We start from the raw sequence: 12,599 nt of genomic DNA, 5'->3' as shown, positions 1-12,599 counted from the left end.
GCCGCCTTCTGATCTTGAGAAAACCCGACTAAAAAGGAGCTGAATCATCATCATCCATCTGATCCATTTTAGATGGCCTGATGATAAAATTGCTTGGTTTTTCAAATTCGTTTGAAGGGGTTAAGCCGGAGAATGCATTTGTAGGTGAGAATGAGCCATCCATTCCCTGGTCTAAATCGGTAAACTTAACAAACTTACCAACGAATTTAAGCCTTACACGGCCCGTTTCACCGTTACGGTGCTTGGCTATAATTACCTCGCCCACACCCGCAGTAGGCATGTTATCTTCATCAACTTCCAGTCCGTAGTATTCAGGACGATAAAGGAATAATACCATATCCGCATCCTGCTCAATTGAACCCGATTCACGCAAATCCGAAAGCATCGGCCTTTTGGAACCTCCGGGGCGGCTTTCAACGGCACGGCTTAACTGTGATAGCGCTATAACGGGCACATTTAATTCTTTTGCTACCGATTTTAACGCCCTTGAGATACTACCGATTTCCTGCTCGCGGTTACCGCCGCCTTTTGCGTCAGCGGCTTTGCCGTGCATCAATTGTAAATAATCGACGATGATTAGCTGTATGTCGTGCTGTGACTTTAAACGGCGGCATTTAGCCCTGAATTCAAAAATATTAAGAGCCGGGGTGTCATCAATTATCAGGGGTGCTGCTTCCAGTCTGCCAATTTTGGAGTGGATCTGCTGCCATTCCCATTCCTCCATATTCCCTTTACGGATCTTTTCCTGCTCAATCTCGGTCTCACCGGATATTAAACGGTTAACTAACTGAACAGACGACATCTCGAGCGAGAACACAACCACCGGTTTGTTAAAATCAACCGCCGCATTGCGGGCGCAAGTTAATACAAACGCTGTTTTACCCATGGCGGGGCGGGCTGCAATAATAACCAAATCAGATTTTTGCCAGCCGGAGGTCATACGGTCAAGGTCTGTAAACCCGGATGCTACACCGGTAAGTCCGTCTTTTTTATCCTTAAGGGCTTCAATTTCCTTTAACGCCTCGTGCATCAGGTCGTCCATCTTGCGCGAGTCGCGCCGAAGGTTATTCTGCGCGATCTCGAAAAGGTTTTTCTCGGCTTTATCCAACAAATCAAGTACGTCCGAAGTATCTTCGTAGGCACTCTGGATAACTTCTGTGGAGATTCGTATTAATTCGCGCTGGATGAATTTTTGTATAATGATCCGGGCATGATATTCAATATTAGCAGCCGACGCAACCCGGTTGGTAAGCTCTGTGATATAATAAGCGCCGCCTATCATTTCAAGCTCTCCCTGCTGGCGTAACTGGGCTGTAACCGTAAGAATATCTACAGGGGATGATTTTTCGAATAGCATGCGGATAGCCGCAAATATTTTTTGGTGACTGTCTTTATAAAAAACATCAGCTTTTAAAATATCGATCACCGAAGACAGCGCATCTTTCTCTAACATCAGCGCGCCCAGTACCGCCTCTTCAAGGTCAATTGCCTGTGGCGGCAGCTTACCAAGCCCGCTATAGGGAGTTGGCGTTGTCACTCTGCTTCTGCGGTCGGTATTGGGTTTACTATACTGGTTATCGTTCTCCAAAATCATCGGAACAAAAATATACAAAAATTATTCTGCCCGGTATTGGATTAATCAACATTCGTGGTTTTTTATAAAAAAAAATGGTTTAAAAACAGGCTGTTTTTAACCACTACGGTTAACATCTGATGTTTGTAAAATGTTAGCAACTTTAAATATGGTCTGATTGTCAATAATTTGAGTGTATGTTGATAATGTTTGAAAATGTTAACTATTATAAAAAACCAAAATGGTGCATTGGTTCAATAAACTCTAAAATCAATTAATATGGCTATTTTTACAGCCTTAATTAAAACAGACAATGTCATATAACAATAGGGAGCCACGGGAAAGCAACCAGTTAGTTTTTGGGACCCGCGCAGTAATTGAAGCCATCCGCTCAGGAAAAGAGATTGAATCTTTATATATTCAAAGAGGGATAGGTGGCGAATTGCTGAATGAGTTGCGGGCTTTACTGCACGAATACAATATTACCGCTCAACAGGTTCCGGTTGAAAAGCTTAACCGGATCACTATGAAAAATCACCAGGGAGTAATCGCTTTTATATCGCCAATTATTTACCAAAAGATAGAAGATATAATTCCCACCATATATGAGAACGGGGAAGTCCCCCTAATATTGGTACTTGATTCAATAACTGATGTGCGTAATATGGGTGCCATTGCGCGTACTGCCGAATGCAGTGGGGTACATGCTATAGTTGTTCCTGCAAAAGGTTCAGCCCAAATTAATCCTGATTCTATAAAAACATCAGCAGGGGCCTTGTACAAGATTCCGGTTTGCAGGCATGATAACTTTATGCAGACAGTGAAGTTTTTGCAGGAGTCGGGCTTACAGCTGATCTGTTGTACCGAGAAAACACAGGAATATATTTATAAGCCGGATTATACCATGCCAACAGCGATAGTGATGGGGTCAGAGGAAGACGGTGTACGCAACGATATCATCCGCATTGCAAATCACCTTGCCAAAATCCCAATGTATGGTGAAATTGAGTCGTTAAATGTTTCAGTGGCAACAGGGGTGATACTGTATGAAGCGATCAGGCAGCGGTTAGCTGTTGGCTGAAAGGCGGTCACTTATGACCAGCCAAACATCAAGTTATCTTAATGAGAAGCGCTGGTAGAATATTGAATTTTCATAGGGCGAAGCATCCTAAAGTCATCGCTTATTTAAGTTTTACTTCGCATTGATTGATTATTGAATGTATTAGATTACAGAATTTTTAGCGGCGAAATAAATCCTGCCGTTATCATTCCCATAGTATAATTTGCTAAAAACAACTTTGGCTTCTGCATAGTTATAAAATCCACCTAAATAAGACCCAAACATGGCCCAATCGCCATTTTACTTGTTACGTAATTCATATTCTTTATACTCCCTTTTAGTCGGTTATCGACTTTTTTTGACAGCGCTTAGCAAAACGCAAAAAGACAACTTGCTTTTACTGCTTGATTTTTATTCAGGACGGGATGTGAAACAAAATTTCTATTATGGTTTTCACCAATTGACCGAGGTGGCATTAAAAGCCCTCAGCCACGGCATCAACGATCCGAAAACCGCGGTGTTGAGTATCCACGCTTTAGCCGACCTTTTTCAATATCGTATAAAACATAACACCGAACTGGAGATTTGCGACGAGGCCGGACAAGCAGCGATTCATCTTACTGGCAGAAGCTTTAATGAATTATTTTCCGAATACATTTACCCAATATGGGATTGGCGTCAAAGACCGTTACATCCAGAATAGCTTACAACCGATGATCTCGCAATTATTATACGCTCAGCCAGATAATGAAGACGAACAGATTTTGACTGAAATGCTGAAAAAAGTAAAAAATAGGATTGCCGATATAATGTAACTCCAACCAAAAGTTACATTAGTCACACTTTAAATACTAAAGAAACGGGATCTTTACTTTGTATATTTGACTTTAAGCAAGCTGGCATTGATAGCCACAACCACTGTGCTAACCGTCATTAATGCCGCCCCAATGGCCGGGCTTAATACAATACCCTGGTTGTACAAAACCCCTGCAGCCAATGGCAATGCAATAACATTATAACCCGTTGCCCAAACCAGATTCTGAATCATTTTTCGATACGTCGCTTTACCAAACAAGATCAAACTCACAATATCATTTGGATTGCTGTTCACCAAAACTATTCCCGCAGTTGCAGCAGCTATATCGCTTCCTGAACCCACAGCTATACCGACGTCGGCTTGTGCCAGTGCAGGAGCGTCGTTTACACCGTCTCCCGTCATCGCTACGAATTCGCCTTTTTGCTGTAGCGCTTTTATTTCTTTCAACTTTTGATCGGGTAATACTTCGGCAATAAAACTATCCATCCCCAAGGTTTTACTTACGCTTGCTGCAACTTTGCTGTTATCGCCTGTAAGCAGGATGGATTTAATATTTTCTTGTTTTAAAGTGTTAATAGCCCCTGCGGATTCTGGTCGTATTTTATCAGACAAAGTAATATATCCGGCCATATTCTTATCAACTACTACAAATACAACCGTTTCTGTGTCATCAGCAGTAAAGCCATCAGGAATAGTGATCTTGTTTTCTTTTAAATAACCCGGGCTGATAACCAATATCTTTTTACCTTCTACAATTGCTTCTACACCTTTTCCTGCTATGGCATTAAATTTTTCAGTTGCCGGAATTTTGATAGACAAGTCTTTTACTTTTTGCAGGATACCTGTCGCAATTGGATGTTCCGATTTTTGCTCCAACGCAGATGCCAAACGAATTATTTCATTTTCCTTTAAGTCCTTATTGAGTGACACTATTTTTGAAACCTCAAATTTCCCAACAGTTAATGTTCCTGTCTTATCAAATACGACCGTGGTGATTTTTCTCGAATCTTCGAATGCGTTCCTGTTTTTGATCAGTAATCCATGTTTTGCGGCCAGGGCTGTTGATTTAGCTACCACTAAGGGCACAGCCAATCCCAAGGCATGCGGACAACAGATAACTATTACTGTTACCATTCTTTCCATCGCAAATGATAAGGTGTGCCCTGTTAAAAACCAATATAAAAATGTAGAAATACCGGTCACCAGGGCAATGATCGTTAACCATTTTGCTGCTGTATCTGCAAGTAACTGCGTTTGTGATTTTGATTTTTGTGCGTCATCAACCAACTTGATTACCTGCGAGAGGTACGAGTCTTTCGCGCCATGTGATACCGTAACTTTAAAAGAGCCATTGCCATTGATCGATCCTGCAATTACTTTATCTCCAGCTACTTTTTTTACCGGTTTTGATTCCCCGGTCAGCATGCTTTCGTTCAGGTAACTTTCACCCTCTAGTATGATCCCGTCGGCTGCCACTTTTTCGCCCGGTTTTACAAGGATAATGTCCTTTTCATTTAAGGTATCCGTTTTTACATCATGAACCTTATCATCTATAACCTTATGCGCATCGGAAGGCATTAACTGAACCAATAGCTCCAACTCGTTGGAGGCTCCCATCACCGACCGCATTTCTATCCAGTGCCCTAAAAGCATGATCAGGATCAAAGTATCCAACTCCCAAAAAAAATCCATTCCTTTTAATCCGAATACGATAGCCGCGCTATAACTGTAAGCAACAGTAATAGCAAAGCCGATCAGGAACATCATCCCCGGGGTTTTTGCCTTCACCTCACTAACCAAACCCGTCAGGAACGGCCAGCCACCATAAATAAAAACAATAGTCGACATCGCAAACAAAATATAGGAAGATCCGGTAAACTGCCAGTTGACGCCCATGAAACGCTGGATGATGGTTGAGAGCAGCATGATAGGAACGGTAAGGATCAACACCACATAAAACCGTTTTTTAAAATCTTCGATCATCGTCGCGTGATGATTATGCGCTCCCATCTTCATCGGTTGAGCAGTTTTGCAGGGGTCTTTCTTTATTTTGTGCTGATGTTCCATATCTTTTGGGCTTAATAAAAGACAAATGAGTAGGCCAAATGTTCCAAGGGGCGTGATATTTATCTACACAGGCCATTGTTATTAGCAAGAAGAACCTGGTTGGGCAAGTCGGTGTTCTTAATTCATTGACTACTGCTCCATTTCCTGTTGCGGACCTTCTGCATTTCTTCACCATACGGATTTATGAAATGTTTATGCTTGATTAATATATTTTTCTTTATCTGGCTTAAGTAATCACCTTTAACGCCCAGGCCGTGCACGCGGTCAACCACATCCATTAACAGGTCAGGCTCTGTTATTGAATTTAGCGATTAGGAATTGATAATGGCCTGTTCAGGCTTTATTTGTCGCCTCAGGTAAGTTTTTGGGCGAGACATTTACCAGCAAGTAAAAGAAATACAATGTAAATAATTTATGCGTTGATGTATTTATTTACCGGCAAGGTAAAACTGGATATAAACAGTATATTTTGATTCGCTTGATTTTTTATCTTTTATGGCGGGGATCCATTTCGGCGAAAGGATAAATCAGACTATAAATTGTAACAATCGTAAATAGTAATTGGGCTTATCTAATCAGAGACGGGAGGATAGTAAAGCCCTTGCGTTGTTTTACAAGGGCTTTACTATCAAAATATAAAGGAACTGATCCCCAATTCCCGGTCAATGATTACTAAATATACTTTGTGCCAAATTGTTGTTTTACATCTGCAACCACCTTTTTAATATTTTGCTCCTGGTCGCGGGGGCATATTAGCAGCGTGTTATTGGCTTCTACAACAATAAAATCATGCAATCCCTGTAATATAACCAGTTTTTCTCCGGGTACGTTAACCATACAGTTTGATGAATCGTACATGATCACTTTTTCTGCAGGTATTACGGCGTTGCCTACGTAATCCTTCTCAGCCAGGTCATATATTGACGCCCATGTACCAAGGTCGCTCCAACCAAACTCCGAGGGCAGCACATAAACATTGTCAGCCTTCTCCATTATTCCGTAGTCGATAGAGATATTGGTGCATTGCAGGTAAGATTTATGAATATGCTGCTTTTCATTACCAGTGTTATACACGGGCCTTGCTTCTGCAAAAATTTCATACATATCCGGCAGGTAACTGTTGAATGCATTTACAATAGCTTTTGCCGACCAAACAAAGATCCCTGCATTCCATAAAAAGTCACCGCTTTGTAAAAACGTTTTGGCTATCTCGAGGGTGGGTTTTTCAGTGAAGGTTTTAACCTTAAAAAAGTCGTTCTTAAGGCTTTGTTCTGTGTATTGGATGTAACCGTAACCTGTATCGGGTCTTGAAGGCTTTATTCCCAGTGTAATTAAGCAATTGTTTTCTGTAGCTACGGCCAGCGATTTTTCAATTGTGGTTATAAACGCAGCTTCATCAAGGATCAGGTGATCAGAGGGTGCCACTACAATTGCTGCATTGGGGTTAAGGTTTTCTATTTTAAAACAACCATAAGCAACGCACGGCGCTGTGTTACGCATTACCGGCTCTGTCAGGATCTGATCATCTGTCATATCAGGCAATTGTTCTTTAACCAGCCCGGTATAAATTTCATTTGTTACAACATAAATATTCTCCTTTGGGCATATTTTCAGGAACCGGTCATAGGTGTTTTGGATCAATGTTTTACCGGTACCCAGTATGTCAATAAATTGTTTAGGGTATGATGTACGGCTGATGGGCCAAAAACGGCTTCCAATACCGCCTGCCATGATAATGGCATAGTAGTTTTTATTCATATTTTAATTAAACAATTTTCATTAAAACGGTTTGTTTTTTATTGTAAAAAAACTATTACGAGCGATTTTGTTTTTATGCAACTCATGTTAGTTTTATTTGGTAAACGCGGGGCAAAATTGGTTATTAATTTGTAAATTAAGAATTAAATAAAACTAAATAAAAACCTCCGCTTACTACGGGATGTTAAACGGAATAAATAAACAAATTGTTTTTGAATGAATAATCATTTTTATATAAAATTTTAAAGTAATTCCATCGTTTATTGAGAAAAATTTGTTACTTTAAACTTTTAAATACAATCAAAGAATACATTTATAATGATAGAAACGAAGAAGTCGCTTTTCGATAATCTCCAGAACTTTTTTGGGTTCGATAACTTTAAGGGAGAGCAGGAAGCGATTATAACTAATATATTGGCGGGTAACGATACGTTTGTGATTATGCCAACAGGTGGTGGTAAATCCATGTGTTACCAGTTACCAGCCCTGATGAGTGACGGTACGGCAATTGTAATTTCCCCTCTAATTGCATTAATGAAGAATCAGGTTGATCAGTTAAGGGCCTTTGGTGGTTCAGACAGTATCGCCCATTTTTTAAACTCATCACTTACAAAATCAGATATTACAAGAGTTAAGGAAGACGTGCTTGCTGGTAAAACCAAGTTATTGTACGTTGCACCAGAATCATTGACCAAGCAGGAAAATATAGATTTTTTACGCCTTAACCAGGTGTCGTTTGTAGCTGTAGATGAGGCACACTGTATTTCTGAATGGGGGCATGACTTCCGCCCGGAATATCGTAAAATCCGGCAGGTAATCAGTAATATTGGTGATAACATTCCAATTATTGCCCTAACGGCAACCGCCACACCAAAAGTTCAGCAGGATATTCAAAAAAACCTGCAAATGAACAATGCAACTATTTATAAATCATCGTTTAACCGCTCCAATCTTTTTTACGAAGTGCGCGCTAAACGGAATGTAATAAAAGAGATTGTAAAGTTTGTTAAGCAAAACCAGGGTAAGTCGGGCATTATTTATTGCCTTAGCCGCAAAAAGGTTGAAGAAGTTGCCGAGGCGTTAAATTTGAACGGCATAAAGGCATTGCCGTATCACGCAGGTTTAGATCCTAAGGTAAGGGCAGATACGCAGGATAAGTTCCTGATGGAAGATGTAGATGTTATTGTGGCAACTATAGCTTTTGGGATGGGGATTGATAAGCCTGATGTTCGTTATGTAATTCACCACGATGTGCCGAAGAGCATGGAGGGATATTACCAGGAAACCGGCCGGGCCGGGCGCGATGGCGGCGAAGGTGTTTGCGTGGCTTTTTACTCAGAGAAAGATATCGACAAGCTTCAAAAGTTCATGAAAGATAAACCGGTTTCAGAACGCGAAATTGGTACCCAAATATTGAAAGAAGTAATTGACTATGCTGAATCATCAGTTTGTCGCCGTAAACAGCTGCTGCATTATTTTGGGGAGAACTTTAATGAAGCAGGCTGCAATAACATGTGCGACAATTGTTGCGGACCTAAAGAACATTTTGATGGCGAATTGCATCTACATAAGGCCTTAAGCCTGATTAAACAAATAGGTGAAAAGTTTGATGATCATCACATTATCAGCATCCTTATGGGTGAAGATAATGCACAGATAAAAAATTATGAACATGACCTGCTTGAATACTACGGATCAGGCAAGGAAGATGGCCTGAACCTTTGGAACTCCTTGTTAAGGCAGGCTTTACTCAATAATTTCCTATCTAAGGATATTGATCAGTATGGCTTGCTGCGTTTAACTAAATTAGGGAATTCATTTATTGATAATCCATACAGCATTAGGTTTGTATTAAATAAGCCTATTGAAGCGGCAGACGATGATGATGACGCTGATGGCCCTAAACAGGGTGGCGGCGCCTTGGATACGGAGTTATTGCAGATGCTTAAGGACCTGCGTAAAAAGCTGGCCAAGCAAAAGGGTTTGCCTCCGTTCGTGATATTTCAGGACCCCTCGCTGGAGGAGATGTGTACACATTACCCTATTACAACCGAAGAATTAAAACAAATCTCTGGTGTTGGGGCGGGCAAGGCGCTTAAATTCGGAAAACCTTTTACCGACCTGATACAGAAGTACGTTGAGGATAATGATATTGACCGCCCTATTGATATGGTAATCAAAAGTGCCGCAAATAAATCAGCCCTTAAAGTGTTCATTATTCAAAATATTGACCGCCATTTAAATCTTGATGATATCGCGGCTTCTAAAGGATTATCCTATGAGGAGATTTTGAAAGAGGTTGAAACTATTGTTAACTCCGGTACAAAACTGAATTTGAACTATTACATTGATGAAATTATTGATGAGGATAAGCAAGAGGAAGTATTTGATTATTTCCGTACGGCCGAGGTTGATTCAATAGAAGATGCCCTGGCCCACCTGGGTAATGACGACTATACCATTGAAGAGATTCAATTGATGCGAATAAAATTCTTATCTGAAATGGGGAATTAAGCTTTGTAAGCAACACAGCCAAAGCTCAAAATATTGATCAAAAGCGTAAAGTAAATATCCCGGATTTTTACTTTACGCTTTTTGTATTTAGCTACTTGGCTATTATCTTAAATTCTGTTCTCCGGTTCTTTTTACGATCCTCTTCTGTTGTATTTGGGGCTATGGGCTGTGTTTTGCCGTAGCCTTTAAAAACGAGCCGGTCTGCAGCAACCTTATTGCTGACAAGATATTGGTAAACAGATTTAGCCCTGTTCTCTGAAAGGGTTTGATTTAGCTGATCATTGCCCACGTTATCGGTATGGCCGGATATTTCGATATGCACCGTTGGGTTAACCGTTAAAAAAGATACCAGTTGCTGTAGCTCCGCAACCGATTCTGTTTTCAAATCAAATTTATTAGTGTCAAAAAATATATTGTTCAGGATAACTTTATTGCCGATCTCTATCGGTTCAAGTAAAACAGCTATTTCAAATGGGTTTTTAGGCTCATGTCCTACCAGTGAGAAATTGGCCGAATAGAACAAGTACCCGCTTCTGGAAATATTTAAGCCATAGTTTTTCCCGGCAGTTAAGGTTGCCAAAAAAGCACCCTGCGAGTCATCGCTGTAATCCTGGTAAACAGCTTCATTTTTTTGCAAATCTATAATCTCTACGGCCGCTTCAAGCGGTCTTTTGGTTTTGGCATCGCTTACTGTGCCCTTTACATAAGTAACCAGTTGCGGCCGTAAATTTGCAGGCAACTCAAAAGTATAAATATCGAATCCGCCAAAGCCATTTAGGTTGTTTGACGAGAAAAAAGCATACGTACCGTTGGCTGTGAGCGTAAGTCCGTTTTCGTCGCCGCTTGAATTGATAGGGTAGCCCAGATTCTCGGGTTTTTGCCATTTGCCATCCTTGCCCAGGCGGCTCATGAACAAGTCTTTTCCGCCTAAGCCAGGCCATCCGTTTGAACAAAAATAAAATGTGCTGTCGTCCGGATGAATAAACGGAGATTGCTCATCATAAACTGTATTGATGTTTGGCCCCATGTTTTCGGGTTCGCCCCAGCCCTTATCAGATAATGACGATTTCCAAATATCATACCCACCATAGCCGCCTTTACGATTACTTACAAAGTAAAGGGTCTTCCCGTCAGCACTTATAGATGGCTGCGACTCCCAACCTGTAGTATTTACAGGCGGACTCAGATCGAATGGTTTGCCCCAGTTATCGCCTTTTTTTTGAGCTATATAGATATCGCAGCGCCCAAGGCCATCCGGGCGGTTACAACCTGTAAAAAACAGATACTTGCCATCCTGCGATATTGATTCTGCCCCTTCATTATACTGGGGGGTATTGATCAGGTCACTCAGGTAAGTGGCTGTTTGCCATTTATTATTCTCCTTATTACTCTTATAAAAATCTTCGTTGTTGTTTATTTTCCGGGTAAATATCAAAGTCGCTTCATCTGCCGTGGCAACCGGGAGGTACTCATCAGCTTCGGTATTAATGGCAGGGCCTAAATTAACCGGTTTAAAAGGTACCGGGTGGGAAACAGCCAAAATACTGAACTTACAGTCGGCTATTAATTTTTGAGCGTAAGCGTTATTTTGCGCAGTTATATTTGGGTAAGTTAAATACTTTTCCAGGTGTTGCTGTGCCAATTCATACTGCGAGCTGTTTATTTCCATTTCGCCGATTTTAAGATAAACGGCCCGGTTAAATTCCGGATTTAATGTAATTACTTTTTTAAATTGCGCTATAGCTGCGTTGTAATTACGCATTTGGCGCAGCAGGTCACCAAGCACGGCGTGGGCTTCAATAAATTTATCATCGGCCTCTATCGCTTTTTGCAAATTTTCAGCCGCTTCATCGTACATATGATCGTCCAGGTTAGTGTTGGCCAGGGCGAAAAATTTAATTGCGTCTCTATCGGTGGTAGAGTATTGCCTCTGTTGGGCGAATGAATAACTGGTAATAAAAAATAACAGAACCGAGAACACTAAAACTCTCATTGGTTTTGATACGTGATTTCGTAACCTAAGTTACATTTTTTTTGGGGATGTGAAATTTGAGTACGAATGTGTGATGCCGGCAAATCAAGAAAAGAAAAGACGGGCGGTGTTTTAAAGCCCGAACTACCGATTGTTTACCTTATGGTATATTTAAATACTTGTGCGTTTGCAATGATACCTCCCATTGCGGATTATTCATTACGTAATCAACTATCAGCGGCGTCATTTCTTTTGATTTAGACCATTCCGGTTGTAAAAAGAGCTTGCAATTTGGTGAAACAAGCTTAGCATTTTCTTCAGCGAACGCAAAGTCTGATTTATTGAATATAATTACTTTCAGTTCGTCGGCGTTTGCAGCAACAAGATGCATTGGCGACTTGAATTTTTTTGGCGATAAACAAATCCAGTCCCAACTGCCGGAAAGGGGATAGGCACCCGAAGTTTCAATAAAGGTTTTAATTCCGCGTTTTTGTAAACCTGCGGTTAAATAGTCAAGATTATATATTAAAGGTTCTCCGCCAGTTACCACCACGGCTTTTGAAGGATGCCTGGAGGCGTTTTCAATAATCTGATCAGCAGACGTTAACGCATGTAATTCAGCATCCCAGCTCTCTTTAACATCACACCAGTGGCAGCCCACATCGCAGCCACCAAGGCGAATAAAATAGGCAGCCTTACCTGTATTATATCCTTCGCCCTGTATCGTATAAAATTCTTCCATTAATGGAAGCAATGTGCCGTCTTCCGGTATCTGGTGTGCCATAATAGGCGGCAAAAATACACTTTTTGAAGCAAAATCTGGGTAAAGGTGGAAAGC

8 protein-coding genes are annotated in these 12,599 nt (G+C 40.9%); 3 read left to right on the top strand and 5 right to left on the bottom strand.

Going from position 1 to position 12,599, the window contains the following annotated elements:
* Positions 1 to 28: 28 nt before the first annotated feature.
* Positions 29 to 1,594 carry a replicative DNA helicase gene (gene dnaB / locus MuYL_RS13795; RefSeq protein ID WP_094571131.1) on the bottom strand — a complete coding sequence of 522 codons (1,566 nt, stop codon included), beginning with the start codon at positions 1,592 to 1,594 and terminating at the stop codon, positions 29 to 31.
* Between the two features lie 292 nt (positions 1,595 to 1,886).
* Between dnaB and rlmB the strand changes: the two genes are divergently transcribed.
* A complete protein-coding gene (gene rlmB, locus MuYL_RS13790) occupies positions 1,887 to 2,654 on the top strand; it encodes a 23S rRNA (guanosine(2251)-2'-O)-methyltransferase RlmB (protein ID WP_094571130.1) in 768 nt (255 codons plus the stop codon).
* Positions 2,655 to 2,916: 262 nt separating this feature from the next.
* On the top strand, positions 2,917 to 3,336 hold the full coding sequence (locus MuYL_RS13785; protein ID WP_094571129.1) for a DUF2254 family protein: 420 nt from the start codon (positions 2,917 to 2,919) through the stop codon (positions 3,334 to 3,336).
* 165 nt (positions 3,337 to 3,501) lie between these two features.
* On the opposite strand, the gene MuYL_RS13780 is transcribed toward MuYL_RS13785, so the two are convergent.
* Both MuYL_RS13780 and MuYL_RS13775 read right to left on the bottom strand, forming a co-directional pair.
* A complete protein-coding gene (locus tag MuYL_RS13780; RefSeq protein ID WP_094571128.1) occupies positions 3,502 to 5,517 on the bottom strand; it encodes a copper-translocating P-type ATPase in 2,016 nt (671 codons plus the stop codon).
* Positions 5,518 to 6,189: 672 nt separating this feature from the next.
* Positions 6,190 to 7,275 (bottom strand): mannose-1-phosphate guanylyltransferase, encoded by a 1,086-nt coding sequence (locus tag MuYL_RS13775; RefSeq protein WP_094571127.1) that lies wholly within the window; start codon positions 7,273 to 7,275, stop codon positions 6,190 to 6,192.
* 321 nt (positions 7,276 to 7,596) lie between these two features.
* On the opposite strand from MuYL_RS13775, the gene recQ reads away from it, so the two are divergent.
* Positions 7,597 to 9,789, top strand: coding sequence for a DNA helicase RecQ (gene recQ, locus MuYL_RS13770; RefSeq protein ID WP_094572942.1), 2,193 nt, complete (start codon positions 7,597 to 7,599; stop codon positions 9,787 to 9,789).
* A 91-nt stretch (positions 9,790 to 9,880) separates the two neighbouring features.
* Here recQ and MuYL_RS13765 read toward each other — a convergent pair whose 3' ends face one another.
* Positions 9,881 to 11,782 carry an OmpA family protein gene (locus MuYL_RS13765; RefSeq protein WP_094571126.1) on the bottom strand — a complete coding sequence of 634 codons (1,902 nt, stop codon included), beginning with the start codon at positions 11,780 to 11,782 and terminating at the stop codon, positions 9,881 to 9,883.
* A 139-nt stretch (positions 11,783 to 11,921) separates the two neighbouring features.
* Positions 11,922 to 12,545 carry a 7-carboxy-7-deazaguanine synthase QueE gene (locus MuYL_RS13760; protein WP_094571125.1) on the bottom strand — a complete coding sequence of 208 codons (624 nt, stop codon included), beginning with the start codon at positions 12,543 to 12,545 and terminating at the stop codon, positions 11,922 to 11,924.
* Positions 12,546 to 12,599: the final 54 nt, after the last annotated feature.

This window comes from Mucilaginibacter xinganensis (assembly GCF_002257585.1).
Classification (GTDB): domain Bacteria; phylum Bacteroidota; class Bacteroidia; order Sphingobacteriales; family Sphingobacteriaceae; genus Mucilaginibacter; species Mucilaginibacter xinganensis.
The sequence above is the reverse complement of the archived record's forward strand: the minus strand, read 5'-3'. Positions and strand labels throughout refer to the sequence as shown.